The sequence below is a fragment of the Cellulomonas taurus genome (genome assembly GCF_012931845.1).
Taxonomy (GTDB): Bacteria; Actinomycetota; Actinomycetes; order Actinomycetales; family Cellulomonadaceae; genus Cellulomonas; species Cellulomonas taurus.
The window spans coordinates 1,016,615-1,041,352 of record NZ_CP051884.1 but is presented as its reverse complement, the minus strand read 5'-3'; the positions used below and the strand labels follow the sequence as shown (position 1 = coordinate 1,041,352).

General features: G+C 72.0%; 26 protein-coding genes and 2 tRNA genes. 10 read left to right on the top strand and 18 right to left on the bottom strand.

Annotated features, from left to right (window positions below; translation table 11 throughout):
• Positions 1 to 8: 8 nt before the first annotated feature.
• Positions 9 to 1,139, bottom strand: a complete 1,131-nt coding sequence (locus tag HGK68_RS04715; RefSeq protein WP_169164917.1) for a D-alanine--D-alanine ligase family protein — start codon at positions 1,137 to 1,139, stop codon at positions 9 to 11.
• A 69-nt stretch (positions 1,140 to 1,208) separates the two neighbouring features.
• Between HGK68_RS04715 and HGK68_RS04710 the strand changes: the two genes are divergently transcribed.
• Positions 1,209 to 2,369 carry a trans-sulfuration enzyme family protein gene (locus HGK68_RS04710; RefSeq protein ID WP_246260583.1) on the top strand — a complete coding sequence of 387 codons (1,161 nt, stop codon included), beginning with the start codon at positions 1,209 to 1,211 and terminating at the stop codon, positions 2,367 to 2,369.
• Between the two features lie 4 nt (positions 2,370 to 2,373).
• On the opposite strand, the gene HGK68_RS04705 is transcribed toward HGK68_RS04710, so the two are convergent.
• The 5 genes from HGK68_RS04705 to leuC form a co-directional block, all read right to left on the bottom strand.
• Complete coding sequence (locus HGK68_RS04705) at positions 2,374 to 3,375, bottom strand: NAD(P)H-dependent glycerol-3-phosphate dehydrogenase (protein WP_169164916.1); 1,002 nt, start codon at positions 3,373 to 3,375, stop codon at positions 2,374 to 2,376.
• Complete coding sequence (locus HGK68_RS04700) at positions 3,372 to 4,085, bottom strand: lysophospholipid acyltransferase family protein (RefSeq protein ID WP_169164915.1); 714 nt, start codon at positions 4,083 to 4,085, stop codon at positions 3,372 to 3,374. The genes HGK68_RS04705 and HGK68_RS04700 overlap by 4 nt, the downstream gene beginning before the upstream one ends.
• Positions 4,086 to 4,247: 162 nt before the next feature.
• Entirely contained in the window at positions 4,248 to 5,564 is a 1,317-nt protein-coding gene (gene murA / locus HGK68_RS04695; protein ID WP_169164914.1) for a UDP-N-acetylglucosamine 1-carboxyvinyltransferase, read from the bottom strand.
• Between the two features lie 559 nt (positions 5,565 to 6,123).
• On the bottom strand, positions 6,124 to 6,786 hold the full coding sequence (gene leuD, locus HGK68_RS04690; RefSeq protein WP_169164913.1) for a 3-isopropylmalate dehydratase small subunit: 663 nt from the start codon (positions 6,784 to 6,786) through the stop codon (positions 6,124 to 6,126).
• Positions 6,787 to 6,811: 25 nt separating this feature from the next.
• A complete protein-coding gene (gene leuC, locus HGK68_RS04685) occupies positions 6,812 to 8,266 on the bottom strand; it encodes a 3-isopropylmalate dehydratase large subunit (RefSeq protein ID WP_169164912.1) in 1,455 nt (484 codons plus the stop codon).
• A gap of 86 nt (positions 8,267 to 8,352) precedes the next feature.
• Here leuC and HGK68_RS04680 point away from each other — a divergent pair, with 86 nt between their 5' ends.
• The gene (locus HGK68_RS04680; RefSeq protein WP_169164911.1) at positions 8,353 to 9,072 is read left to right on the top strand and encodes an IclR family transcriptional regulator; all 720 of its coding nucleotides are present in this window, start codon (positions 8,353 to 8,355) and stop codon (positions 9,070 to 9,072) included.
• Positions 9,073 to 9,510: 438 nt separating this feature from the next.
• Here HGK68_RS04680 and HGK68_RS04675 read toward each other — a convergent pair.
• The 6 genes from HGK68_RS04675 to HGK68_RS04650 form a co-directional block, all read right to left on the bottom strand.
• Positions 9,511 to 9,583 (bottom strand) — tRNA-Glu (locus HGK68_RS04675).
• A gap of 100 nt (positions 9,584 to 9,683) precedes the next feature.
• Positions 9,684 to 9,755, bottom strand: a tRNA-Gln gene (locus HGK68_RS04670).
• Positions 9,756 to 9,998: 243 nt separating this feature from the next.
• Positions 9,999 to 10,736, bottom strand: a complete 738-nt coding sequence (locus HGK68_RS04665) for an HAD family hydrolase (RefSeq protein ID WP_169164910.1) — start codon at positions 10,734 to 10,736, stop codon at positions 9,999 to 10,001.
• Positions 10,733 to 12,220, bottom strand: a complete 1,488-nt coding sequence (gene gltX, locus HGK68_RS04660; protein WP_206155804.1) for a glutamate--tRNA ligase — start codon at positions 12,218 to 12,220, stop codon at positions 10,733 to 10,735. Before gltX ends, HGK68_RS04665 begins: the two co-directional genes overlap by 4 nt.
• Positions 12,221 to 12,234: 14 nt before the next feature.
• A complete protein-coding gene (locus tag HGK68_RS04655; protein ID WP_169164909.1) occupies positions 12,235 to 13,017 on the bottom strand; it encodes a fumarylacetoacetate hydrolase family protein in 783 nt (260 codons plus the stop codon).
• 17 nt (positions 13,018 to 13,034) lie between these two features.
• Complete coding sequence (locus HGK68_RS04650) at positions 13,035 to 13,892, bottom strand: methyltransferase domain-containing protein (RefSeq protein ID WP_169164908.1); 858 nt, start codon at positions 13,890 to 13,892, stop codon at positions 13,035 to 13,037.
• A gap of 47 nt (positions 13,893 to 13,939) precedes the next feature.
• On the opposite strand from HGK68_RS04650, the gene HGK68_RS04645 reads away from it, so the two are divergent.
• On the top strand, positions 13,940 to 14,965 hold the full coding sequence (locus HGK68_RS04645; protein WP_169164907.1) for a heparan-alpha-glucosaminide N-acetyltransferase domain-containing protein: 1,026 nt from the start codon (positions 13,940 to 13,942) through the stop codon (positions 14,963 to 14,965).
• Here HGK68_RS04645 and HGK68_RS04640 read toward each other — a convergent pair.
• Genes HGK68_RS04640 through HGK68_RS04620 form a run of 5 tightly spaced genes read right to left on the bottom strand, consistent with a single transcriptional unit; the run spans position 14,934 to position 17,356 of the window.
• Positions 14,934 to 15,587: a pyridoxine/pyridoxamine 5'-phosphate oxidase gene (locus HGK68_RS04640; protein ID WP_169164906.1), complete on the bottom strand. Its 654-nt coding sequence runs from the start codon at positions 15,585 to 15,587 to the stop codon at positions 14,934 to 14,936. The two genes, HGK68_RS04645 and HGK68_RS04640, sit on opposite strands and share 32 nt — an antisense overlap.
• Positions 15,588 to 15,610: 23 nt before the next feature.
• Positions 15,611 to 16,072, bottom strand: coding sequence for a PTS sugar transporter subunit IIA (locus HGK68_RS04635; RefSeq protein ID WP_169164905.1), 462 nt, complete (start codon positions 16,070 to 16,072; stop codon positions 15,611 to 15,613).
• A complete protein-coding gene (locus tag HGK68_RS04630) occupies positions 16,072 to 16,302 on the bottom strand; it encodes a PTS sugar transporter subunit IIB (protein ID WP_169164904.1) in 231 nt (76 codons plus the stop codon). The genes HGK68_RS04635 and HGK68_RS04630 overlap by 1 nt, the downstream gene beginning before the upstream one ends.
• Before the next feature lie 29 nt (positions 16,303 to 16,331).
• Complete coding sequence (locus tag HGK68_RS04625; protein ID WP_169164903.1) at positions 16,332 to 16,604, bottom strand: PTS sugar transporter subunit IIB; 273 nt, start codon at positions 16,602 to 16,604, stop codon at positions 16,332 to 16,334.
• Entirely contained in the window at positions 16,601 to 17,356 is a 756-nt protein-coding gene (locus HGK68_RS04620) for a GntR family transcriptional regulator (RefSeq protein ID WP_169164902.1), read from the bottom strand. The genes HGK68_RS04625 and HGK68_RS04620 overlap by 4 nt, the downstream gene beginning before the upstream one ends.
• A 131-nt stretch (positions 17,357 to 17,487) precedes the next feature.
• On the opposite strand from HGK68_RS04620, the gene HGK68_RS04615 reads away from it, so the two are divergent.
• A complete protein-coding gene (locus HGK68_RS04615) occupies positions 17,488 to 18,858 on the top strand; it encodes a PTS transporter subunit EIIC (protein WP_169164901.1) in 1,371 nt (456 codons plus the stop codon).
• Positions 18,859 to 18,911: 53 nt separating this feature from the next.
• Here HGK68_RS04615 and rnhA read toward each other — a convergent pair whose 3' ends face one another.
• A complete protein-coding gene (rnhA, locus tag HGK68_RS04610) occupies positions 18,912 to 19,367 on the bottom strand; it encodes a ribonuclease HI (RefSeq protein ID WP_169164900.1) in 456 nt (151 codons plus the stop codon).
• A gap of 35 nt (positions 19,368 to 19,402) precedes the next feature.
• Between rnhA and HGK68_RS04605 the strand changes: the two genes are divergently transcribed.
• From HGK68_RS04605 to HGK68_RS04580, 6 genes are all read left to right on the top strand, one after another.
• A complete protein-coding gene (locus tag HGK68_RS04605) occupies positions 19,403 to 21,937 on the top strand; it encodes a DEAD/DEAH box helicase (RefSeq protein WP_169164899.1) in 2,535 nt (844 codons plus the stop codon).
• A gap of 102 nt (positions 21,938 to 22,039) precedes the next feature.
• On the top strand, positions 22,040 to 22,684 hold the full coding sequence (locus HGK68_RS04600) for a VIT1/CCC1 transporter family protein (protein WP_169164898.1): 645 nt from the start codon (positions 22,040 to 22,042) through the stop codon (positions 22,682 to 22,684).
• A gap of 62 nt (positions 22,685 to 22,746) precedes the next feature.
• Positions 22,747 to 23,244 carry a Cys-tRNA(Pro) deacylase gene (ybaK, locus tag HGK68_RS04595; RefSeq protein WP_169164897.1) on the top strand — a complete coding sequence of 166 codons (498 nt, stop codon included), beginning with the start codon at positions 22,747 to 22,749 and terminating at the stop codon, positions 23,242 to 23,244.
• Positions 23,245 to 23,300: 56 nt separating this feature from the next.
• A complete protein-coding gene (locus HGK68_RS04590) occupies positions 23,301 to 23,996 on the top strand; it encodes a YggS family pyridoxal phosphate-dependent enzyme (RefSeq protein WP_169164896.1) in 696 nt (231 codons plus the stop codon).
• The gene (locus HGK68_RS04585; RefSeq protein ID WP_169164895.1) at positions 23,993 to 24,400 is read left to right on the top strand and encodes a YidH family protein; all 408 of its coding nucleotides are present in this window, start codon (positions 23,993 to 23,995) and stop codon (positions 24,398 to 24,400) included. The genes HGK68_RS04590 and HGK68_RS04585 overlap by 4 nt, the downstream gene beginning before the upstream one ends.
• Complete coding sequence (locus HGK68_RS04580) at positions 24,397 to 24,729, top strand: DUF202 domain-containing protein (RefSeq protein WP_169164894.1); 333 nt, start codon at positions 24,397 to 24,399, stop codon at positions 24,727 to 24,729. The genes HGK68_RS04585 and HGK68_RS04580 overlap by 4 nt, the downstream gene beginning before the upstream one ends.
• Positions 24,730 to 24,738: the final 9 nt, after the last annotated feature.

The following is a 24,738-nucleotide window of genomic DNA, read 5'->3' as shown; positions in this document are numbered from 1 at the left end:
CCGGGCCCTCAGCGCAGGCCGGTGGGGCGTTCCAGGGCCAGCTGCAGCAGCTCGTCCAGCAGCTCGGGGTAGGCGATCCCCGACTCCTGCCACATCCGCGGGTACATCGAGTACGGCGTGAAGCCGGGCATGGTGTTGATCTCGTTCACGATCACCTCACCGCCCTCGGTCACGAAGACGTCCACCCGCGCCAGCCCCTCGCAGTCGATCGACTCGAAGGTGCGCACCGCGACGTCCTGCACCCGCTCGATCACATCCTGCGGCAGGTCGGCCGGGCACTGCAGGGAGACCGCCGACTCGTCCAGGTACTTCGCCTCGAAGTCGTAGAAGGTGTGCTCGGCGTCGGTGACCACGATCTCGCCCGGCAGGGAGGCCCGGGCCGGTGCGCCACCGCGGCCGCCCAGGACGGCGCACTCGATCTCCCGTCCCACGATCCCGGCCTCGATGACGACCTTCGGGTCGTGGCGCTGCGCCTCGGCGATGGCGGCGGGCAGCTCGGCGAGGTCGGTGACGCGCGTGATGCCCAGGCTCGATCCGGCGCGGGCGGGCTTGACGAACAGCGGCAGACCCAGGGCCTCGACCCGGGCACGGATACCGGCCTTGTCGGTCGCCCAGTCGTCGCCGCGCAGCATCTCGAACGGACCGACCGGCAGCCCGGCGGCGACCAGGGCGATCTTCATGAAGTGCTTGTCCATCCCGACCGCGGAGGCCAGCACCCCGGCACCGACGTAGCGCACGTCGGCCAGTTCCAACATGCCCTGCAGCGTGCCGTCCTCGCCGTACGGTCCGTGCAGCAGCGGCAGCACGACGTCGACGGTCCCCAGGTCGGCGGCGGGCAGCCCGGGTTCGATCACCCGGACCTCGCGCGAACCGGCCTCCTGCGGCAGCAGCACCCGCTCCGGCGCCTCGATCACCTCGGGCAGCACGCCGTCGGTGATCCGCCACAGGTCGGGGTCGTCGGCCACCCGGACCCAGCGCCCGCTCGGGGTGATCCCGATCGGCAGCACGTCGTACCGCTCGCGGTCGATGGCGCGCAGAACGCCACCGGCGGTGGCGCAGCTGATCGCGTGTTCGCCGGAGCGACCACCGAACAGGATCAGGACACGGGGACGGGACACGGGGTCGGGTGAAGTGGACATCGGCGCTGAGCCTACCGATCCGTGGGACGACCTCCCGGCACCGGAGTCGGCGGGTTTAGTGTGCGATCCGTGCGCCACGACCATGATCTGAGCTCGCTGTCCCCCGCCACCGTCGCCGTGTCGGCCGGGCGTCCCGCCCGCGTGCAGGGCGCCCCGGTGAACCCGCCGGTGGTCATGTCCTCGACCTACGTGTCCCAGGGCGAGCCGGGTCCGGCACCGGAGCTGCTGTACGCGCGCAGCGGCACCGAGACCTGGGTGCCCTTCGAGGAGACGCTGGCGGCCCTGGAGCGCGCCGAGCTGCCCGCGCTGGTCTACGGCTCCGGGATGGCGGCGATCGCGGCGGCGCTGTCGCTGATCCCGCACGGCGGCCGGGTGGTGGTGCCCCGGCACGCGTACCAGGTGCTGCACGGCTACCTCGCCGACCTGACCACCCGCTCCCGGGTCGAGGTCGTGGTGGTCGACATCGCCGAGACGGAGCAGGTCGTGGCGGCGCTCACCCCGGAGACCTCGATGCTCTGGGTCGAGTCGCCGACCAACCCGATGCTGGAGGTCGCCGACCTGCCCGCGCTGATCGCCGCCGCACGTGCGGTCGGCGCCCTGACCGTCGTGGACAACACCTTCGCCACGCCGCTGGTGCAGCGGCCGCTCGGCCTGGGTGCCGATGTGGTGGTGCACTCGGTGACCAAGTACCTGGCCGGGCACTCCGACGTGGTGCTCGGCGCCGCGCTGTCGAACGACCCGGAGCTGCACGCCCGGCTGCTGGCCTACCGGACCCTGCACGGCGCGATCGCCGGCCCGGCGGAGGTCTACCTGGCGCTGCGCGGGGTGCGCACGCTGGCGCTGCGGGTCGAGCGGGCGCAGGCGAACGCCCTGGAGCTCGCCCGGCGGCTGGCCGAGCACCCCGCGGTCGCCGAGGTCCGGCACCCGGGCCTGCCCGGCGATCCCGGTCATGCGCGGGCCACCGCACAGATGTCCGGCTACGGCGCGATCATCGGGCTGCGACCCGTCGGCGGCGCGGCCGGCGCCGATGCCGTGGTGGCTGCCCTGCGGCTCTGGGTCCCCGCGACCAGCCTCGGTGGCGTGGAGTCCAGCATCGAGCGCCGCCGCCGTTTCGGCACCGAGTCGGTGACCGTTCCGGCGGACCTGCTCCGGCTCAGCGTCGGGATCGAGGACGTCGAGGACCTGTGGCAGGACCTGGATCGGGCGCTGCGGAGCCTGCCGACCAGCTGACCGGTCAGGCGCCCTCGGCCTTGCGGGGGCGCTCCAGCAGCAACGGGGCCAGGGCATCCACCGGGAGACCCTCGTAGAGCACCTGCACCACGGCGGCGGTGATCGGCATCTCGACCCCGACCCGCTCCGCGAGGTCCAGCACCGAGCGCGAGGTCTTGACGCCTTCCGCGGTGCCACCGGTGGCGACGATCGCCTCGTCCAGGGTCAGCCCCTGGCCGATGTGCACGCCGAGGCGATGGTTCCGCGACTGCGGCGAGGCGCAGGTCGCCATCAGGTCACCCATCCCGGCCAGCCCACCGAAGGTCTCCGCCCGGGCGCCGAGCGCCTGACCGAGCCGGGTGATCTCGACCAGGCCGCGGGTGATCACGGTGGCCATCGTGTTGTAGCCGAAGCCGCGGCCCTGGGAGATGCCGACCGCGAGGGCGATCACGTTCTTCACCGCACCGCACAGCTCCACGCCGACCACGTCGTCGTTGGTGTACGGCCGGAAGTACTGGTTGGCACAGGCCTGGGCGACCCGCTCGGCGGTGCGCTCGTCGCTGGCCGCGACCACGGTGGCGGTGGGCTGCCGGACGGCGATCTCGTCGGCGAGGTTCGGGCCGGAGAGCACCGCGACCCGGTGCTCGGGCAGGTCCAGCGCCTCGGCGAGCATCTGGCTCATCCGCTGCTGAGTGGCCAGCTCGACGCCCTTCATCAGCGACACCACGACCGTGTCCGGTCCCAGGGTCCCGGCCAGCGGCGCCAGGACGGCCCGCGCCGACTGGGCAGGCACCGCCACCGCGATCACCTCGGCGTCGGCGACCGCACGGCGTAGGTCCGGCTCACCGGTCACGCCGGCGGGCAGCTCCACCCCGGGCAGGTAGCGCTCGTTGCGGTGCTCGGCGGTGATCTGCGCGCAGACCGCGGCGTCGCGTCCCCAGATCGTCACCTCGCATCCGGCGTCGGCCAGCACGGCGGCGAAGGTGGTCCCCCACGCTCCGGCGCCCAGCACGGTGGCGCGGGTCATCCGCGGGCCTGCTTGCGCATGTCGTAGACGCCCTCCGGCGGTTCCTCACCGCGTAGCTCGGCGAGCTGGGCGGTGATCGCCGCCATCACCCGGCGGGTGGCCTCGCGCAGGGTCGCCGCGTCGCGGGGCAGGTCGTACAGGTCGGAGAGGTCGACCGGCGGACCGGCCAGCACCACCACCCGCTTGGGCGGGATCGGCTTGAACACCTTGCCGTACCGAGCCAGCAGGTCCTGCGCGCCCCACTGGGCGATCGGGATCACCGGCACCCGGGTGTCCAGCGCCAGCCGCGCGACACCGGTCTTGGCCAGCATCGGCCACAGGTCGGGGTCCCGGGTCAGCGTCCCCTCGGGGAACACCGCCACACACTCCCCCTCGCCCAGCGCCACCTCGGCGGCCTGTAAGGACTTCCCGGCGTCGGAGGTGCCGCGGAACACCGGGATCTGACCGGTGACCCGCAGGATCCAGCCCAGCACCGGGACCGAGAACAGCGAGGACTTCGCCAGGATCTTCGGTGCCACCCCGTTGTCGTAGAGGTAGTGCGCGAAGGTCAGCGGGTCGATGTTGCTCAGGTGGTTCCCGGCCGCGATGAAGCCGGTGTCGGTCGGCAGGTGCTCGGCGCCCCGCCAGTCACGGCGGGTGATGGCGTAGAGCAGCGGCCGCGCCACACGGGCGACGTTGCGGTAGGCACGGGACGATCGGGCGGGATGCACGGGACTGGATGCTACCCGGGGGTGCCGGGCGGCTCCGCTGTCAGCCCGCCGTCGGCCCGGTCCCAGCCCGGCCGTCGGCCCGGTCAGCCCCGCCGTCGGCCCGGTGTCAGCGCGCCGTCAGCCCGCCGTCGGCCCGGTGTCAGCCCCCGCGTGGATCCGGTGTCAGCCCCGGTCGAACTCGGCGCCGAGGGCGGTCAGCTTCTCGGTGAAGCGCTCGTAGCCGCGGTCGATCAGGCTGATCCCGCGCACCTGGGAGGTCCCCTTGGCGGTGAGCGCCGCGATCAGGTGGCTGAACCCGCCGCGCAGGTCCGGCACCTCGATGTTCGCCGCGGACAGCGGGGTCGGGCCGGAGATCACCGCCGAGTGATAGAAGTTCCGCTGACCGAACCGGCACGGGCGACCGCCCAGACACTCCTTGTAGACCTGGATGGTGGCACCCATCCCGCGCAGGGCGTCCGTGAAGCCGAACCGGTTCTCGTACACCGTCTCGTGCACGATCGACAGGCCCTTGGCCTGCGTCAGCGCCACCACCAGCGGCTGCTGCCAGTCGGTCATGAACCCGGGATGGACGTCGGTCTCCAGCACGATCGAGTTCAGGTCGCCGCCGGGGTGGAAGAACCGGATGCCGTGGTCGTCGATGGTGAACTCGCCGCCGACCTTGCGGAAGGTGTTGAGGAAGGTGGTCATCTCCGGCTGGGTCGCCCCGCGCACGTAGATGTCCCCACCGGTCGCCAGGGCGGCGGAGGCCCAGGACGCCGCCTCGATCCGGTCGGCCAGGGCGGTGTGCTGGAAGCCGGTGAGTCGGTCGACGCCCTCGATCCGGATCACCCGGTCGGTGTCGACCGAGATGATCGCGCCCATCTTCTGCAGCACGTTGATCAGGTCCATGATCTCCGGCTCGATGGCGGCGTTCGCCAGCTCGGTGATCCCCTCGGCGCGCACCGCCGTCAGCAGCAGCTGTTCGGTCGCCCCGACGCTGGGGTACGGCAGCGCGATCTTGGTGCCCTGCAGGCGGCGCGGGGCGCGGATGTGGATCCCGTTCTCCCGCTTGTCCACCACGGCGCCGAACTGCCGCAGGATGTCCAGGTGGTAGTTGATCGGGCGGTCGCCGATCCGGCAGCCACCCAGATCCGGGATGAACGCCTCGCCCAGCCGGTGCAGCAGCGGTCCGCAGAACAAGATCGGGATCCGGCTCGACCCGGCGTGCGCGTCGATGTCGGCGACGTGGGCCGACTCCACCGCCGACGGGTCCAGGGTGAGCACCCCGGCCTCCGGGTCGGACTGCACCCGCACGCCGTGCAGCTCGAGCAGCCCGGTCACCACGCCGACGTCGCGGATCTGCGGCACGTTGCGCAGCACACTGGGGGTCTCGCCCAGCAGCGCCGCCACCATCGCCTTGGAGACGAAGTTCTTCGCCCCGCGCACGGTGATCTCCCCACTCAGCGGGGTGCCACCATTCACGTACAACAGATCGCTCATCCGACCATCTTCGCGCACGCCGTCCCCCACGCACGCGCACCACGCAGAAACGCCCGCGTCGAGCCGGCCGAGATGCCCGGCCGACCCGACGGCCGGATGGCCGAGACGGCCGAACGGCCGAACGGCCGAGCTGGCCGGATATCCAGATGACCGGATGACCGGATGGCCGAGCTGACCAGATGGCCAGATGGCCAGATGGCCAGATGGCCAGATGGCCAGATGGCCGAGCTGGCCGCATGGCCGAGCTGGCCGCATGGCCGAGCTGGCCGCATGGCCGAGCTGGCCGCATGGCCGCATGGCCGCATGGCCAAGCTGACCGCGTGGCCAAGCTGGCCGGATGGCTCAGACGGCCGAGACAACTGAGATGACAGAAACCGACGCTGAACGGTCTGTTCAGCGTCGGTTTCCGTAGTCTCGGCGGGCCGAGGCGCGCGCGGGGCGGGTTGCGCGGGGCGGCGGGCCGAGGTCCGCGGGGCTGGTTGCGCGGGTCAGCTGTCGGGTTCCGCGGGGTGCCGCCCCGGGGTCAGCGGGGTGGCCCCCGGGGCCGCGCGGGCCGGGGTCAGGCGGGGCGGCGGCCCAGGGTGAGCTCGATGGGGCGGGCCGGGCGGACCGGGGCCGGCGGCAGGTGCTTGGCCGGGAGGGTCTTGGGTCGCCAGGCGGCGCGGGTCTGCTCGAAGGCGGTGATCTCGTCCTCGTGCTGGAGGGTCAGGCCGATGTCGTCCAGGCCCTCCATCAGGCGCCAGCGGGTGTAGTCGTCGACGTGGATCGGCACCACGACGTCCTCGCAGGTGGCCGTGCGGGTCGCCAGGTCCACGGTCACCTCGGTGCCGGGGTGGGTCTCCAGGACCTTCCAGATCAGCTCGATGTCCTCCTGCGCGACCTGGGCGGCGAGCAGCCCCTGCTTGCCGGAGTTGCCGCGGAAGATGTCGGCGAACCGGGAGGACAGCACGGCCTTGAAGCCATAGTCCTTCAGCGCCCACACCGCGTGCTCACGCGAGGAGCCGGTGCCGAAGTCCGGCCCCGCGACCAGCACCGAACCGGAGCGGTACGCGTCCTGGTTCAGCACGAAGTCCGGGTCGTTGCGCCAGGCGGAGAACAGCGCGTCCTCGAACCCGGTCCGGGTGACCCGCTTGAGGTACACGGCGGGGATGATCTGGTCGGTGTCGACGTTGCTGCGCCGCAGCGGGACCCCGACGCCGGTGTGCTGGGTGAACTTTTCCATCGTCAGTGCTCGATTCGATCGGGGTTCAGGCGGGCTGCAGGTCGGTGAGCGGGGAGCCGTCCGGCACCTCGACACCCTCGCCGAGGTCGGAGACCGACGACAGCGTGCCGCGGATGGCGGTGGCGGCGGCGACCAGCGGGGACACCAGGTGGGTGCGCCCGCCCTTGCCCTGCCGGCCCTCGAAGTTGCGGTTCGAGGTGGAGGCCGACCGCTCCCCCGGCGCCAGCTGGTCCGGGTTCATGCCCAGGCACATCGAGCAACCGGCGTTGCGCCACTCGGCGCCGAAGTCGAGGAAGATCCGGTCCAGACCCTCCTCCTCGGCCTGGATCCGCACCCGCGCGGAGGACGGCACCACCAGCACGCGCACGGAGTCGGCCTTGTGTGCACCGCGCATCAGCTTGGCGGCGGCCCGCAGGTCCTCGATCCGGCCATTGGTGCACGAGCCGATGAACACGGTGTCCACCGCGATCTCCCGCAGCGGCTGGCCCGGCGTCAGACCCATGTACTCGATCGCGCGCTCGGCGGCGACCCGCTCGTTGGCGTCCGCGATCTGCTCCGGCACCGGGACGTTGCCGGACAGCGGCAGGCCCTGACCGGGGTTGGTGCCCCAGGTGACGAAGGGCTCCAGCTCGGCGGCCTCGATGACGACCTCGGTGTCGAAGACCGCGTCGTCGTCGCTGCGCAGCGTGGACCAGTACTCGACGGCGGCGTCCCAGTCGGCGCCCTCCGGCGCGTGCGGCCGGCCCTTGAGGTAGTCGAAGGTGGTCTGGTCCGGAGCGATCATCCCGGCACGGGCCCCGGCCTCGATCGACATGTTGCAGATCGTCATCCGGCCTTCCATCGACAGCGACCGGATCGCCTCGCCGCGGTACTCCAGGACGTAGCCCTGGCCGCCGCCGGTGCCGATCTTGGCGATCACCGCGAGGATGATGTCCTTGGCGGTCGCCCCCAGCGGCAGTGCGCCGTTCACCGTGATGGCCATCGTCTTGAACGGGGCCAGCGGCAGGGTCTGGGTGGCCAGCACGTGCTCGACCTCGCTGGTGCCGATCCCGAAGGCCAGGGCACCGAAGGCGCCGTGCGTGGAGGTGTGCGAGTCGCCGCAGACCACCGTCAGGCCCGGCATGGTCAGGCCCAGCTGCGGACCGACCTGGTGCACGATCCCCTGGTCGGCGTCGCCGAGCGAGTGCAGACGGACCCCGAACTCCTGCGCGTTGTGGCGCAGGGTGTCGATCTGGGTGCGGCTGGTCTCGTCCGCGATCGGCAGGTCGATGTCCAGCGTCGGGGTGTTGTGGTCCTCGGTGGCGATGGTGAGGTCGGGGCGACGCACCGGGCGCCCGGCCAGTCGCAGACCTTCGAACGCCTGCGGGCTGGTGACCTCGTGCACCAGGTGCAGGTCGATGTAGAGCAGGTCCGGGGCGCCGTCCGTGCCTCGTCGCACGATGTGGGCGTCCCACACCTTCTCTGCCAGGGTGCCTGCCATGTCTGTTCCTCTCGCGTGGGGGCTCGCTGAGATGCTTCTCGGGTGTCGCACTTGCGTCTCAGCGAATGAGACGCCAATATCGACCTATGGACAACTCTAGCGGAGTCGGCGTTCTGGACAAGGCCGCGGCCGTGCTCAACGCCCTCGAGGCGGGCCCCGCCACCCTCGCGCAGCTGGTCAACGCCACCCATCTGGCCCGACCGACCGCCCACCGACTGGCCGTCGCGCTGGAGCATCACCGCCTGGTCGGCCGGGACATGCAGGGACGATTCGTCCTCGGCCCCCGACTCAGCGAACTGGCCAGCGCCGCCGGCGAGGACCGCCTGCTCGCCGCCGCCGGACCGGTGCTCACCGCGCTGCGCGACCACACCGGCGAGAGCGCCCAGCTCTACCGCCGCCAGGGCGACCAGCGCATCTGCGTCGCCGCCGCCGAGCGTCCGATCGGCCTGCGCGACTCGATCCCGGTCGGCGCCACCCTCACCATGACCGCCGGGAGCGCGGCACAGATCCTGCTCGCCTGGGAGGAGCCGGACCGGTTGCACCGCGGCCTCCAGGGGTCGAAGTTCACCGCCACGATCCTGTCCGGGGTCCGGCGCCGCGGCTGGGCCCAGTCGGTCTCCGAGCGCGAGGTCGGTGTGGCGTCGGTGTCCGCACCGGTCCGCGGCCAGTCCGGCCGGGTCGTCGCCGCGGTGTCCATCTCCGGGCCCGTCGAACGCCTCTCCCGCCAGCCCGGTCGATTGCACGCCGCCGCGGTGGTCTCCGCCGCGAACCGCCTCACCGAGGTCCTGCGCCGCACCGCCGAGTGAACCGACCCGCGCCTGCGCGACGAGAGGCCGACCACCCCGCACGGGTGGTCGGCCTCTGTCGTCTCGGTACGGCCAGGCGTGCCTGCCGCGCACGGTCGGGTTCCGCCGTGTCGGAGTAGAGCCGTCGACCGCCCGCAGGTCGACCGCCGCCGTATCGCCACGGCGGGGACGCGTACGCCCGTGTCGGCACGACGAGGACACGTACGACCGTGTCGCCACGACGGGGACGCGTACGACGCGGACCGTCGGACTTCGCCACGTCGGAGTCGAGGCACCCCAGCCCGGAACGTCGTCCTCCGCGGCGCCCGCACGACGCTCACGCGCACGCCGCAGAGGGTCGGGAGGGTCACGACCCCAGCGTGCACCGGGCACCGACCCGTCCATTGCCGACATAGCAGAAAGGCCCGACCGCATTGCTGCGATCGGGCCTTTCTTCTGTACCCCCAAGGGGATTTGAACCCCTGTTACCGCCGTGAGAGGGCGGCGTCCTAGGCCGCTAGACGATGGGGGCCTAAGTGATCAGGTCCTTGCGGGCTGACCGGGAACTACTCTACCTCAACTTGCTCGCCCTGCGAAATCCGCCCTGTCAGGCATCTCTCGCGGGACTCGCGCTGGGGTACCAGGACTCGAACCTAGACTAAGTGAACCAGAATCACTCGTGCTGCCAATTACACCATACCCCAATGGCTTGCGTTTCCCCTGGTCCGGCCCGCATTCCACCGCGATGACGAGCATCGGGAGGGAGGAGGACCGGCGCCGGAAGTGGACGCCTTGCCGACCGGGAACATTACCGGACCGAGGGCCTCGGCACCAAACCGGCTCCGCTGTGCGCCCGATCACGCCGGGTCGGACCAGGGGCGCACACATCGCGACGCCCGTCAGGAGCCGTGAAGGCGGCCAGGCTCGGGAACACCAGCCAGCGTCCCTCAGAGCAGCCCGAACACCCCGGGCAGCTCGGTCAGCGACCCGATCACCCGGTCCTGCTCCCCCGCCGTCAGCACCGCTCCGGCGTGCACGGCGGTGCCGGTCCCGGTCCGGTCGAGCCACACCCCGTGCAGCCCGGCCGCGGTGGCCGCCCGGGCGTCCACGTCCAGCTCGTCCCCGACGTAGACCGTCCGCGCGGGATCGGTGCCCAGGCGGGCGCACGCCGCGGTGAACACCCGGGGGTCGGGCTTGCCGAAGCCCAGGGTGTCCACCCCGACCAGCATCGGCACCCGGTCACCGAGGCCCGCGGCGGCGAGTTTGCGCACCTGGTAGTCGGTGGCCGCGTTGGACAGCGCGCCGACCCGCACCCCGGCCGCCAGCAGGGCGTCGACCGCCGCCGAGGCATCGGGGTGCGCCGCCCAGGACTCGGTGAACCGGCGCTCGAACAGCGCGTTCCACTCCGCGTACCCGACGGCGTCGAGCTGCGGGCCGCCGAAGTCCCGGTGCAGGTCGTTGGCGCGGGCCATCCGCTGCGCGTCGTAGCCGACCTCCCCGCGGGTGTACTGCCGGTAGCGGCCGTGGGCGTCCGCCCGCCAGTGCGCCAGCAGCTCCGGCACCCGGTCGGGCGTCAGATCGGGCAGCCACGCCTCGGCGACCGCGGCCAACGCCCGGGCGAAGGCGCCCCGGGTGTCGACCAGCGTGTCGTCGATGTCGAACAGGACCCCGTCGATCGCGGTCACAGGGTGGCGCGCAGCGCGGTGAGCCGGGCCAGCGACGACTCCTTGCCGAGCAGCTCCAGCGACTCGAAGAGCGGCGGCGACACCCGGCGACCGGAGACAGCGACCCGCAGCGGCGTGAAGGCGAACCGGGGCTTGAGGCCCAGACCCTCCACCAGCGCCGCCTGCAGCGCCTGCTCGACCTCCGCGGCGGTGAACTCGGTCAGCGGCTCCAGGGCGGCGATCGCGGCGTCGAGGGCGGCGGCCGGCTCGCCCTTGAGCGCTGCCCGGGCGTCCTCCTCGATCACCAGGTCGGCGTCGGCGGTGAGCAGGAAGCCCAGCATGTCCGGCGCCTCGCCGAGCAGCTTGATCCGGGTCTGGATCAGCGGCGCCGCGGCGTCCAGCAGCTCGCGGTGGGCGGGCTCCAGGTCGGCGTAGGAGTCGGCCGGGACCAGGCCCGCGCGGTGCAGGTACGGCACCAGGCGCGTCCGGAAGTCGTCGGGGGCGAGCATCCGGATGTGGTCGGCGTTGATCGCCTCGGCCTTCTTGAGGTCGAAGCGCGCCGGGTTGGGGTTCACGTCGTGGATGTCGAAGGCCTCGACCAGCTCCGGCACGGTGAAGATGTCCCGGTCCGGCCCGATCGACCAGCCGAGCAGCGACAGGTAGTTCAGCAGGCCCTCGGGGGTGAAGCCACGCTCCCGGTGCAGGAAGAGGTTGGACTCCGGGTCGCGCTTGGACAGCTTCTTGTTGCCCTCGCCCATCACGTAGGGCAGGTGACCGAACTGCGGCATCACGGTGGCCACGCCCAGCTCGAGCAGCGCGCGGTAGAGCACCACCTGACGCGGCGTGCTGGACAGCAGGTCCTCGCCGCGCAGGACGTGCGTGATGTTCATCAGCGCGTCGTCGATCGGGTTGACCAGGGTGTAGAGCGGGTGGCCGTTGGCCCGGACGATCACGTAGTCGGGCACCGACCCGGCCTTGAAGGTCACGTCGCCGCGCACCAGGTCGGTGAAGGTGACGTCCTCGTCCGGCATCCGCAGCCGCAGCACCGGCTCGCGGCCCTCGGCGCGGTAGGCGGCCTTCTGCTCGTCGGTCAGGTCGCGGTCGTAACCGTCGTAGCCCAGCTTCGGGTCACGGCCGGCGGCACGGTGCCGGGCCTCGACCTCCTCCGGCGTGGTGAAGGACTCGTAGGCGTACCCGCCCTCGACCAGTCGGCGCGCGACGTCGCGGTACAGATCCATCCGCTGCGACTGCCGGTACGGCTCGTGCGGGCCACCGACCTCGACGCCCTCGTCCCAGTCCAGGCCGAGCCAGCGCAGCGCGTCCAGGAGCTGCTGGTAGCTCTCCTCGGAGTCGCGGGCGGGGTCGGTGTCCTCGATCCGGAACACGAAGGTGCCGCCGGTGTGCCGGGCGTACGCCCAGTTGAACAGGGCGGTCCGGATCAGGCCGACGTGCGGCGTACCGGTCGGGGACGGGCAGAAGCGAACGCGAATGGTCGGTGCAGTCACACCGATCAGACTAGTCAGTTCCGGCGCAGCACCGGGTTGCGCAGGGTGCCGATCTCCTCGACCTCGACCTCCACCACGTCGCGCGAGTCCAGCAGACCCACCCCGGCCGGGGTGCCGGTCAGGATGATGTCGCCGGGCAGCAGCGTCATCACCTCGGAGATGTACGCGATCAAGCTGGGCACGTCGAAGATCATCTGCGAGGTGCGACCGTCCTGCTTGAGGTCGCCGTTCACCCGCGAGCGCACCGCCAGGTCCTCGACGTTCAGGCCGGGCACCACCCACGGACCGATCGGGCACGCGCCGTCGAAGCCCTTGGCCCGCACCCACTGGCCGTCGGTGCGCTGGGCGTCCCGGGCGGTGATGTCGTTGGCGACCGTGTAGCCGAAGACGTAGTGCAGGGCGTTCTCCGGGGTGACGTCCTTGGTCACCTTGCCGATCACGACCGCGAGCTCGGCCTCGTAGGAGACCTCCTCGGTCCAGTCCGGGAGCACGATCGGGTCGTCCGGGCCGATCACCGCGGTGTTCGGCTTGAAGAACAGCAGCGGCGCCACCGGGACGTCATTGCCCATCTCCGCGGCGTGGTCGGCGTAGTTGCGCCCGACGCCGACGATCTTCGAGCGCGGGATCACCGGGGCGAGCAGCCGGACGCCGTCGCCCAGCGGGATCCGCTCACCGGTGGGCTGCACCGGGGTGTAGATCGGGTCGCCGGTGATGACCACCAGCTGCTCCTGGCCGGGCTCGCCCTCGACGATGGCGTAGCGGGGGTCGTCTCCGGTGGTGAATCTCGCGATGCGCACGGAGCCAACCCTAACGTTCACACCCGCGCGAGCACCTCGCCGTGCAGCACGGCGAACCAGCCGCCGGGCTGCTCGCCCCACTCCCGCCAGCCGACCGCCAGCTGTTCCAGGCCCACCTCATCGGCCAGACCGTGGGCCACCGCCTGACGGGCGAAGTCGGATTCCGTGCAGCGCTCGGCCCACAGTCCGGACCACCAGCGGCGGTCCTCCTCGGAGGCGTAGCACCAGACCCCGGCGGTGGGCACGACCGCGTCTTCGCTGAAACCCGCCTCCAGCGCCCAAGAGTGCAGGCGGCGCCCGGCGTCGGCCTCGGCCCCGTTGGCCTGCGTGACCTCGTGGTAGAGCGCCGACCATTCGTCCAGTGCCGGGTCCTGCGGGAACCAGGTCATCCCGGCGTAGTCGGCGTCCCGGACCGCGACCAGTCCCCCGGGCCGCACCACGCGGCGCAGCTCACGCAGGGCGGCGACCGGGTCGGTGAGGTGCTGCAGCAGCTGGTGGGCATGGGCGACGTCCATGCTGTCGTCCTCGAAGGGCAGCGCATAGGCGTCGCCGGTGGTGAAGCTCACGTTCTGCGCACCGGCCCGGCGGGCCTCGTCGCGGGCGAGCTCGACCACCGCGTCGGAGCGGTCGACTCCGATCACCTCACCCGGCGCCACCCGGCTCGCCAGGCCGATGGTCAGGGTGCCGGGGCCGCAACCCACGTCGAGCAGCCGCTGTCCCGGCTCCAGCGCGGGGAGCAGGTAGGCGGCGGAGTTCTCGGCGGTGCGCCAGCGGTGCGAACGCAGCACGCTCTCGTGGTGTCCGTGGGTGTAGACCTCGGGTGCAGGAGTGGTCACGGGGACCACGCTAGGCCCGCTGCTCACTGAGTAGGACATGGTGTCTTGCTCACTGAGACCGGGTGCCGCGCCAGTACCGTGACGCCATGCGACGCATCGAGGGGATCGACCTGGCCCGGGGCCTGGCGGTCCTGGGCATGGTGACCGCCCATGTCGGACCCGACAGCCGGTGGCTGGAGATCGCCGACGGGCGCTCCGCCGCACTGTTCGTGGTGCTGTCCGGTGTGTCGGTCGCCCTGATGTCCGGTGGCGCCCGCCCGGTGGACGGGGTCCGCCGGGTGCAGGCACGGGTGAAGGTGCTGTCCCGGGCGTTCATCCTGCTCGGCGTGGGGGTGGCCCTGGCGGCGCTCAACACCCCGGTGGTGGTGATCCTGCCGACCTACGCCCTGTTGTTCGCGGTCGCCGCCTGCCTGCTGCGCACCCGGGTGTCGACCCTCCTGGTCGGCGCCGGGGTGGTGGTCCTGCTGGCACCCGCGCTGCGGGTGCTGCTGGAGGGGCGGATCACGGCGGAGCTGAACGGCGGCGGGATCATCGACCTGGTGATCGGCGAGTACTACCCGGCGCTGGTCTGGATCGCGTATCTGCTGGTGGGCCTGGCGGTCACCCGGGCGGATCTGCGGGCACCGAGGACCCGGGCGGCGCTGCTGATCGGCGGAGCCGTGGCCACCGTGCTCGGCTACGGGTCGGCCGCGGTGCTCACCCGGGTGCTGGACGCCGGGCCGACGCTGAGCCGGCTGATCACCGCCGAGCCGCACAGCTCCAGCACGCCGGAGGTGCTGGGCAACATCGGGGTCGCGCTGCTGACCCTGGTGGCGTGCCTGTGGCTGGCCGAGCGTCTGCCCCGGCTGGTCGCACCGCTGGCGGCGACCGGGGCGCTGGCGCTGACGGCCTACGTCGGGCACCTGCTGGTGATCTGGCTGCTCGGTCCCGACGTGGTGTGGCTGCCCACGGTCGGCGGGTGGCTGGCCTTCATGGTCGTGATCGTGGGCGCCTGCTGGGCCTCGCGGGCGACCGTCGGCCGTGGTCCGGCGGAGTGGGCGCTGCACCGGGTCGCGGCGCGCGCGGCGGACACCGGTGAGGTCAGGGCGACACCAGTCGGCGATCCCACCTGACCCCGTCCCAGCGGTAGTGCAGCCGCATGTGCGCCCGGTCCGACACCCCCTGCCAGAACTCGACCTCCTCCGCCCGGACCGACCACACCTGCCAGTCGTCGGCGACCAACCCCGGCTCCCGGTCCACCCGGTCGCGGGCGCGGCGCACCTGGTGGTGCATCTCGTCCACCGACGACAGCGGTTGACCGGGCACCCCGGCGAGCAGCGTGGCGCGGGCGCTGGGCGACCGGGACAGGAAGTCGGCGCGCCGCTCGGCCTCCGACACCTGCGCGGCACGCCCGACGATCCGCACCTGACGGCCCAGCGGCTGCCAGTACACCGTCAGCGCGCACCGCGGGTCGTGCAGCAGATCCCGTGCCTTCTCGGACCGTCCGTCGGTGGCGAAGCGCCAACAGCCGTCGACCACGTCGGTGAGCAGCACCACCCGCGAACGCGGCTGCCCGGTGGCGTCCACCGTCGCCACCCCCACGGCGTGCGGCTCCGGCGCCCCGACGTCGATCGCTGTCTGCAACCAGTCGACGAACGCCGTGGCCGGGTCCGGTGACAGGCTGAACGGATCGACGTCGGGGAGGTCGCCGGTCAGGGCCGGGAGAGTGCGCAACCGCGCAGCGAGGGAGGACACCCACCCAGTATTCGCGCCCGATCTCACCCGATCGTGAGCAAAGGGTCCCCTGGTGCGATCGTGCTGCCCGGGACGGCCAGCCGTTCGACGGTCGACGGGTCGGCGTCCAGGGCGATCACCGGGCAGACGGCGGGTCGACCGGAGGCGGTCACCGCCGCCGGGTCCCACTCCACCAGGAGCTGCCCGGGCTCGACCCGGTCCTGCTCGGTGGCGTGCAGCGTGAAGCCCTCGCCGCCCATCTGCACCGTGTTGATCCCGAGGTGGACCAGGACGCCCTTGCCATCGTCGGTGGCCAGCACGAAGGCGTGCGGGTGCATCTTGACCACGGTCCCGGCGACCGGGGCGATCACCCGGCCCCCGGTGCCCGGGTCCGGCTCGATGGCCAGCCCGGGGCCGACGATCTCCTGCGCGAACACCGGGTCGTCGACGTCCGCGAGCGCCACCACGGTGCCCGCCACCGGGGCCACCACGGCGAGCGCGGCCATCAGCGCAGGTCCTCGATGTCGGAGGCCAGGGTGTCGGCCTCGGGGCCGACGATCACCTGCACCCCGTCGCCACCGAAGACCACCGCGATGGCGCCGGCCGCCTTGAGCGCTGCCTCGTTCACCTGGTCCGGGTCATTGACCTCCACCCGCAGCCGGGTGATGCAGGGTTCCAGGTCGACGATGTTGTCGTCGCCGCCGAGGGCCGCGAGGATCTGGGCTGCCTTGCTCATGGGTGTCTCCTTCGTGGGTGGTGCAGGTACTAGAGCAGGTCGTCGAGGTCGGAGGCCAGGGTGTCGACCTGCGGGCCGACCACGACCTGGACCACCCGACCCTGGGTCATCACGCCGAAGGTCCCGGCCGCCCGCAGGCCCGGCACGTCGACCAGGCTCGGGTCGGTGACTAGGCAGCGCAGCCGGGTGGTGCACGGCTCGATCTCGACGATGTTCGCCACCCCGCCCAGTCCGGCCAGGATGTCGGCGGCCTGGCTGTGCTCACGCGGGTCGGGGGCGAGGCGGAGCCGACGGGCGGTCATGCGCTGACCTGCTCGTCGGTGCGGGCGCGTGGCACGAGCACCTCGCCGGGTGCCCGCAGCGGGACCAGCACGCTGTACCGGTCGCCGCGGTAGGAGGCGGTGGAGTACATGCACGGACCGGCGTCGGCGTAGGTGCGACGCTCGGCGCGCATGACCACCCGGCTGCCGACCGCCAGGCCGAGCAACCGGGTCTCGTGCTCGGTGGCCTCCCCGGCGGTCAGGGTGTCCTCGCCCCAGGACGGCGCGCAGCCCAGCTCCCGCAGCGCGGCGTACACACTCGGTGGCGCGCCGTCGTCCAGGAGTTCGGGCACCAGCGCCACCGGGATCCAGAGTCGTTCGACGCTCATCGGCAGGCCGTCGGCGCTGCGCACCCGCTCCAGGTGGTGCAGCGGGTCGCCGGCGTCGATCTGCAACGACTCGGCGATGGTCGCGGTGGCCGGGACCTGCCCGGCGAACAGGACACGGGTGTCCGGCTCCATCCCGCGCGAGCGCATCTCCTCGCCGAAGGTGGTCAGGCGCATCTCGAAGTCGATCCGGCGCGGGGCGACGAAGGTGCCGCGGCCCTGCTCCCGGCGCAGCGTCCCGTCGGCCACCAACGCGTCCACCGCCTGCCGCACCGTCATCCGCGACACGCCGAACCGCTCGCACAGCGCGCGCTCAGACGGGATCGGGTCGCCGACGCCCAGCTCAGCTGCCAGATCGGCGAGAAATGCACGCACGGTCTGGTGCTTGTACCCGGACGGCTGCGTCATTGCGGGTCCTCCTCGAAGTCTTGACACATCCTGCTGGTCCAGACCACTCTGACGCAACTGGTCCAGACAAGTTAGCCAGGTCACATCCCCGCGGACACCCGCACGCGACGCCGCATGCCATGAGGAGTGCCATGACCACCACCACCGCCGATTCTCCGGCCGCACCGGAAGCGAAGCGCAAGCGCAGCATCCCCGGCTTCGCCCAGCTGCAACGCATCGGCCGCTCGCTGATGCTGCCGATCGCCTCCCTGCCCGCCGCTGCCCTCCTGCTCCGCCTCGGCCAGCCGGACATGCTCGGCGCCGACGGGGTCGCCGGGACCTGGTCCTGGGTCCAGCCGGTCGCCGACGTCTTCGCCGCCGCCGGCAACGCCCTGATCGGGAACCTGCCGATCCTGTTCGCCCTGGGTGTGGCGATCGGTTACGCCCGCAAGGCCGACGGTTCCACCGGCCTCGCTGCCCTGGTCGGTTACCTGGTGTTCACCGGCGTCACCGACGCGCTCTCCCCCACGATCCTCGGCACCCCAGCGGAGGGCGAGACCCAGGAGCTGATCAACTACGGCGTCCTGGGCGGCATCGTGATCGGCCTGACCGCCGCGCTGCTGTTCCAGAAGTACTCCCGGATCAAGCTCCCCGCGTATCTGGCGTTCTTCGGCGGACGGCGGTTCGTGCCGATCGTCACCGCCGGCGCCGCGGTCATCATCGGTGTGGTCTTCTCGCTGATCTACCCCTGGTTCAACAGCGCGTTCAACTCGGTCGGCGAATGGGTGACCGGATCGGCGGTGCTGGGTGGGTTCATCTTCGGCACCCTGAACCGGCTGCTGCTGCCCTTCGGCCTGCACCACCTGCTGAACTCGCTGCCCTGGTTCCAGTTCGGTGAGTACACCAACGCGGCCGGCGTGGTCGCCCACGGCGACATCCCGCGCTTCCTGGCGGGCGACCCGACCGCCGGTACCTTCACCACCGGCTTCTTCCCGATCATGATGTTCGCCCTGCCCGCCGCGGCTCTGGCCATCGTGCACACCGCGAAGAAGAAGAACCGCAAGGTGATCGCCGGTGTGATGGGCTCGGCCGCGCTGGTCGCCTTCGTCACCGGTGTCACCGAGCCGCTGGAGTTCAGCTTCGTCTACGTGGCCTACCCGCTGTACGCGATCCACGCCGTGCTGACCGGCACCTCGCTGGCCCTGGTGAACGCCCTCGGGATCCGGGACGGCTTCGGGTTCTCCGCCGGGGCGATCGACTACGTGCTGAACTTCCGGATCGCCGAGCAGCCGCTGTGGCTGATCCTGATCGGCCTCGGCTACGCGCTCGTCTACTACTTCCTGTTCCGGTGGGCGATCGTGAAGTTCAACATGAAGACCCCCGGCCGCGAGGACGACCCGGCGACCGAGGCCGCGGACGAGCAGCGGGTGGAGACCGCCGCCGCCCGTGCCGGTGACACCGGTGTCGACGCCAGTGCGGCGGTCGGTCCGGCGGCCGATCAGGCGGCGCCCGGCCGCAGTTGACCCGGCGCTGACGCCCGGCGCACCGGACTGGGCAGTCCGGTGCGCCGGTCAGCTCAGCCCGCTGCCCGGATCTGGTCGACGCCCTTGTTGGCGAGCTGATCGGCCCGCTCGTTGCCGGGGTCGCCCGCATGCCCCTTTACCCACTGCCAGGTGATCGCGTGCCGGGCGACCTCGGCGTCCAGCTCCTGCCACAGGTCCTGGTTCTTGACCGGCTTCTTGTCGGCGGTGCGCCAGTTGTTGCGCTTCCAGCCCGCGATCCACTTGGTCACGCCCTGCATCACGTACTGCGAGTCGACGTGCAGGGTGACCTGGCAGGGCGTGTTCAGCGCCCGCAGCCCCTCGATCACCGCGGTGAGTTCCATCCGGTTGTTGGTGGTCAGCTCCTCACCACCGAACAGCTCGCGCTCGTGGCTGCCCGACCGCAGCAACGCCCCCCAGCCGCCGACCCCGGGGTTGCCCTTGCAGGCGCCGTCGGTCCACATCTCCACCGTGGGGGTGTCCTCGCTCATGGGCTGCACCCTATGCGGCGTGACAGGATCACTCGGTGCTCTCCCTCGCCGACCGCGTCCCCGCCGACCCCACTGATCCCGATGCACTGGTGGCGGCCTTCACCGGCTGGGCCGAGGACCGCGGGCTGAGCCTGTACCCGCACCAGGAGGAGGCGATCCTCGAGCTGGTCACCGGTCAGCACGTCATCCTGGCCACCCCGACCGGGTCCGGGAAGTCGCTGGTGGCGATCGCGGCGCACTTCGTCGCGCTGGCCCAGGGGCGACGCACCTACTACACCGCCCCGCTCAAGGCCCTGGTGTCGGAGAAGTTCTTCGCGCTGGTGGAGGCCTTCGGATCGGCGAACGTCGGGATGATGACCGGCGACTCCGCGGTGAACCCGGACGCGCCGATCATCTGCTGCACCGCCGAGATCCTGGCGAACCAGGCCCTGCGCCAGGGACGAGGCGCCGACATCGGCCAGGTCGTGATGGACGAGTTCCACTTCTACGCGGACCCGCAGCGCGGCTGGGCGTGGCAGGTGCCGCTGCTGGAGCTGCCGAGCACCCAGTTCCTGTTGATGAGCGCGACCCTGGGTGATGTGTCGTTCTTCGTGGACGACCTGGAGCGCCGCACCGGCACCGACGTCGCCGTGGTCGCCGGTGCCGAACGGCCCGTGCCGCTCACCTTCAGCTACGTGGTCGAGCCGCTGCACGAGCTGGTCGAGGAACTGGTCAGCACCCACCGGTCGCCGGTCTACATCGTGCACTTCACCCAGAAGGAGGCGGTGGAGCGGGCGCAGGCGCTGCTGTCGATGACGCTGACCACCAAGGAGCAGAAGGCGGCGATCGCCGACGAGCTCGGTGACTTCCGGTTCGGCAGCGGCTTCGGCAAGACCCTGTCCCGTCTGCTGCGGCACGGCGTCGGCGTGCACCACGCGGGCATGCTGCCCAAGTACCGCCGGGTGGTCGAGCGGCTGACCCAGAAGGGCCTGCTGCGGGTGGTCTGCGGCACCGACACGCTGGGGGTCGGGATCAACGTGCCGATCCGCACCGTGCTGCTCACCAGCCTGGTCAAGTACGACGGCGTGAAGATGCGGCACCTGACCGCCCGCGAGTTCCACCAGATCGCCGGACGGGCGGGGCGCGCCGGGTACGACACGGTCGGCGAGGTGCTGGTGCTGGCGCCGGAGCACGTGATCGAGAACCGCCGGGCGCTGGCCAAGGCCGGTGACGACCCGAAGAAGCTGAAGAAGATCGTCCGCAAGCAGGCACCCGCCGGGTCGGTGAACTGGACCGACAAGACCTTCGAGCGACTGCGCGACGCCGACCCCGAGCCGCTGACCTCCTCCTTCACCGTCTCGCACGCGATGGTGCTGAACGTGCTGGCCCGCCCGGAGGGCGATCCGGTGGCGGCGATGCGGCACCTGTTGCTGGACAACCACGAACCGGATGCGGTCAAGGGTCGGCTGGTCCGCCAGGCGATCGCGATCTACCGGTCGCTGCGCACCGCCGGGGTCGTCGAGCGGGTGACCCTGCCCGATGGTCGTCGCACGGTGCGCCTGACCCTGGACATCCCGCAGAGCTTCGCGCTGAACCAGCCGCTGTCGCCGTTCGCCTATGCGGCCCTGGACCTGCTGGACATGGAGGACCCGGGCTACGCCCACGACGTGGTCAGCGTCATCGAGGCCACGCTGGACGAGCCGCGCCAGGTGCTCTCCGCGCAGCTCAACAAGGCCAAGGGCGAGGCGGTGGCCCAGATGAAGGCCGACGGCCTGGAGTACGACGAGCGGATGGCCCTATTGGAGGAGATCAGCTACCCGCAGCCGCTGGCCGAGCTGCTGAACGCCGCCTTCGCCACCTACCGGAAGACCAACCCGTGGGTCGCCGATCACGAGCTGTCGCCCAAGTCGGTGGTCCGGGACATGCACGAGCGGGCGGCGACCTTCACCGAGTACGTCTCGCTCTACCAGCTGGACCGCACCGAGGGCGTGCTGCTGCGCTACCTGGCGGACGCGTTCCGGGCGCTGCGTCAGATCGTGCCGGAGGACGCCCGGACCGAGGACCTGCGCGACCTGATCGAGTGGCTGGGCGAACTGGTGCGCGGCACCGACTCCTCGCTGCTGGACGAGTGGGAGCGACTGGCCCACCCCGAGGACCTGGACGACGCCACCGTCACCGAGTCCCGGCCCGAGGACGACGCTCCCCCGCCGATCACCGCCAACCACCGGGCGTTCCGGGCGCTGGTGCGCGGTGCGATGTTCCGCCGGGTCGACCTGGCGTCCCGCGAGGACTACCGCGCCCTGGCGGCGCTCGGGGACCTGGACGCCGACGACGCACCGTGGACCGAGGACCGGTGGGGCGACGCGCTCGACCCGTTCTACGACGACCACGACGAGATCCTCACCGGCCCGGCGGCGCGTGGGCCGCGGCACTTCCAGGTCGAGGAGAAGGCCGGTCGCTGGGAGGTGCGCCAGATCCTGGACGACCCGGAGGGCGACCACGACTGGCGGATCGACGCGGTGGTCGATCTGGCCGCCTCCGATGCGGCGGGTGAGGTGCGGTTCCGGGTGCTCGCCGTCGGACCACTGTGAGGTGAGGCTGGCCACCGTGAGGTGAGGCTGGCCTACGTTTGTGCAGGTCAGGCAAGGTTTTCCTTCGATGACAGGCCGCCGATCGCGGCCTACCGTACCGGTATGAGCACTCTGTCCGAGCACCTGATCGGCCGCCCCCTCGACTCCGGCCCGCGCACGCCGTCGCGTCCCGGAGCGGGAACCGGATCGCAGCAGCCGGGCACCGGATCGACCCCGCCGCCACCCTCCGCCGAGCGCCTCAACCAACTGCGTGCCGGAGTCCTCGGTGCCAACGACGGCATCGTGTCGGTCGCCGCCACCGTGGTCGGCGTCGCCGGTGCCTCGGTCGGCACCACCGCGCTGATCGCCGCCGGTGTCGCCGCCCTGGTCGCCGGGGCGCTGTCGATGGCGGCCGGCGAGTACGTCTCGGTCAGCAGCCAGCGGGACGCCGAGCGGAGCATGCGCGCCCACGGCGCCCTGCCGGAGGACGCGGAGCTGACCAACCCGTGGCACGCCGCCCTGGCCTCGCTGCTGTCCTTCGTGGTCGGCGGCGTGATCCCGTTGCTGGTCGTGCTCGCCCCCCTGGGTGCCGCGCGGATCCCGGCCACCTTCGGGGCGGTGGTGCTGGCGCTGGTGCTGACCGGAGCGGTCTCCGCCCGGCTCGGCGGCGCCCCCGCCGGCCGCGCGATCCTGCGCAATGTGATCGGTGGGTCGGCGGCGATGGTGATCACCTACGGCATCGGCGCGCTGGTCGGCCTCGCGGTCTGACCTCCGCCGCGGCCGATCCGCCCGCACCCGGCCCCCCGCGGGGCGTCGGTAGGCTGGGTGGGGTGAGCCGCGCGAAGCACTCGTCATCCGGGACACCGGCCCTGGTCGCGTTGACCGCCGCCGGGGTCGAGCACACCGCCCACCCCTACGAGCACGATCCGGCGTCCACCCTCGGCTACGGTCTGGAGGCGGCCGCCGTGCTCGGCGTCGAGGCCGAGCGGGTGTTCAAGACCCTGATGACCGACGTCGACGGCACGCTCACCGTCGCCGTGGTCCCGGTCACCGGCAAGCTCGACCTCAAGGCGTTGGCGCACGCCGTCGGCGGGAAGAAGGCGAGCATGGCCGACCCGGCCGTGGCCGAACGCGCCACCGGGTACGTCGTCGGCGGCATCTCGCCGCTGGGTCAGAAGACGCCCCACCCCACCGTCCTGGACGAGACGATCTGGCTGTTCGACACGGTGTTCGTCTCCGGCGGTCGTCGGGGCCTGGACGTGGAGCTGTCCCCGGACGACCTGGTGCGGATGACCTCGGCCGTCGTCGCTCCGATCGCGCGGGACTGAGCGATGGCATCACAGTCCGCTCCCCCGATCGCGTTCCGAGCCGCTCGGGCCGTCCGATGAGCCTGGACGAGCGTCTCGCCCGGGTGCGGGACCGGATCGCCGCCGCCGAGTCCGCCGCCGGGCGACCCACCGGATCGGTGCGTCTGCTGCTCGCGACCAAGACCCAGGACGCCGCCGCCGTCCGCGCCGCCCTGCTGGCCGATGCCGCCGCCACCACCGACGAGACCGTGCCTCCGGTGCTGCTGGGCGAGAACCGGGTGCAGGAACTGGTGGCGAAGGCACCCGAGCTGACCGACCTGCGACCCGAGCTGCACCTGATCGGGCCGCTGCAGTCCAATAAGGTCAACGCCGCACTGCGCTGGGCCGACTGCGTGCAGAGCGTGGACTCGGCCGAGCTCGCCGAGCGCCTGCACCGGCGCTGCGCGGTGTTGGACAGGACGCTGGACGTGTTCGTCCAGGTCAATGTGTCCGGCGAACCCACCAAGAGCGGGGTGGCCCCGCGTGACACCCTGGCCTTGGCCGAGACCGTGCGCTCCTTGGACCGGCTGCGATTGCGCGGGCTGATGACCATCGGCGCGAACAGCACCGATCAGGCACTCGTGCGCTCCGGCTTCGCCCGACTGCGGGAGCTGGGCGAGCGGCTCGGGACCATGGAGCTGTCGATGGGGATGAGCCGGGATCTGGAGGCGGCGGTGGCCGAGGGGGCCACCATCGTCCGGGTCGGGACCGCGGTGTTCGGGACGCGCGGATGACGGCGGAGCGGCCGGTGCCGGACCCCACCGAGCCGGGTGACCCCGCCGACCGCCGGTTCCCCCGCGCTGTGTTCCGCCGCGGCACGGAGCCGGACGCGCGGTTCTCCCTGGCGAATGAGCGCACCTTCCTGGCCTGGATCCGCACGGCGCTGGCGCTGCTCGCCGCGGGTGTGGCGCTGGAGGCGCTGGATCTGCCGGTCGCACCGCACTGGCGGCTCGCGGCGTCGATCCTGCTGATCGTGTCGGGCATCGTCGCGCCGGTGCAGGCGTGGTGCGGCTGGGCCCGGGCGGAACGTGCGCTCCGGGAGCGTCGGCCGCTGCCCGCGCCGGTGCTGAGCGGGCCGCTCGCGGTCGGAGTGCTGCTGGCGGGTGCGCTGGTCCTGATCGGCATCGTGCTGCGATGAGCGCGGCGACCGACCCGCCGCCCGGGGTGCAGGCGGAGCGGACAGCGCTGGCCTGGCGGCGCACCGGACTGTCGCTGGCGATCGGTGCGCTGGCGGGCGGACGGCTGCTGCAACCGGTGACCGGTCCCTGGGTGTGGCTGGTGGCCGCCGTGGGGGCGCTGGCGGCGGTCGGGCTGACCCGAGCGGGTGACCGCCGCGCGGCCCGCTGGGCGACGGTGCTGGCGGCCGAGCCACGCCGGGTCCCCGGCCCCGGCGGCCGGACCCTGGCGCTCTGCGCGGCGGGCACTCTGGCCCTGGGTTTCACCGCTGCGCTGGTCGCCCTGCTCTGACGTCGGGAC

Bases quoted from the DNA above. Each gene is read 5' to 3' on its own strand.
- HGK68_RS04715 (WP_169164917.1), bottom strand. From the start codon at position 1,139: ATGTCCACTTCACCCGACCCCGTGTCCCGTCCCCGTGTCCTGATCCTG.
- HGK68_RS04705 (WP_169164916.1), bottom strand. From the start codon at position 3,375: ATGACCCGCGCCACCGTGCTGGGCGCCGGAGCGTGGGGGACCACCTTC.
- murA (WP_169164914.1), bottom strand. From the start codon at position 5,564: ATGAGCGATCTGTTGTACGTGAATGGTGGCACCCCGCTGAGTGGGGAG.
- leuD (WP_169164913.1), bottom strand. From the start codon at position 6,786: ATGGAAAAGTTCACCCAGCACACCGGCGTCGGGGTCCCGCTGCGGCGC.
- leuC (WP_169164912.1), bottom strand. From the start codon at position 8,266: ATGGCAGGCACCCTGGCAGAGAAGGTGTGGGACGCCCACATCGTGCGA.
- HGK68_RS04680 (WP_169164911.1), top strand. From the start codon at position 8,353: ATGGACAACTCTAGCGGAGTCGGCGTTCTGGACAAGGCCGCGGCCGTG.
- HGK68_RS04650 (WP_169164908.1), bottom strand. From the start codon at position 13,892: ATGTCCTACTCAGTGAGCAGCGGGCCTAGCGTGGTCCCCGTGACCACT.
- HGK68_RS04645 (WP_169164907.1), top strand. From the start codon at position 13,940: ATGCGACGCATCGAGGGGATCGACCTGGCCCGGGGCCTGGCGGTCCTG.
- HGK68_RS04635 (WP_169164905.1), bottom strand. From the start codon at position 16,072: ATGGCCGCGCTCGCCGTGGTGGCCCCGGTGGCGGGCACCGTGGTGGCG.
- HGK68_RS04630 (WP_169164904.1), bottom strand. From the start codon at position 16,302: ATGAGCAAGGCAGCCCAGATCCTCGCGGCCCTCGGCGGCGACGACAAC.
- HGK68_RS04625 (WP_169164903.1), bottom strand. From the start codon at position 16,604: ATGACCGCCCGTCGGCTCCGCCTCGCCCCCGACCCGCGTGAGCACAGC.
- HGK68_RS04620 (WP_169164902.1), bottom strand. From the start codon at position 17,356: ATGACGCAGCCGTCCGGGTACAAGCACCAGACCGTGCGTGCATTTCTC.
- HGK68_RS04615 (WP_169164901.1), top strand. From the start codon at position 17,488: ATGACCACCACCACCGCCGATTCTCCGGCCGCACCGGAAGCGAAGCGC.
- rnhA (WP_169164900.1), bottom strand. From the start codon at position 19,367: ATGAGCGAGGACACCCCCACGGTGGAGATGTGGACCGACGGCGCCTGC.
- HGK68_RS04600 (WP_169164898.1), top strand. From the start codon at position 22,040: ATGAGCACTCTGTCCGAGCACCTGATCGGCCGCCCCCTCGACTCCGGC.
- HGK68_RS04590 (WP_169164896.1), top strand. From the start codon at position 23,301: ATGAGCCTGGACGAGCGTCTCGCCCGGGTGCGGGACCGGATCGCCGCC.
- HGK68_RS04585 (WP_169164895.1), top strand. From the start codon at position 23,993: ATGACGGCGGAGCGGCCGGTGCCGGACCCCACCGAGCCGGGTGACCCC.
- HGK68_RS04580 (WP_169164894.1), top strand. From the start codon at position 24,397: ATGAGCGCGGCGACCGACCCGCCGCCCGGGGTGCAGGCGGAGCGGACA.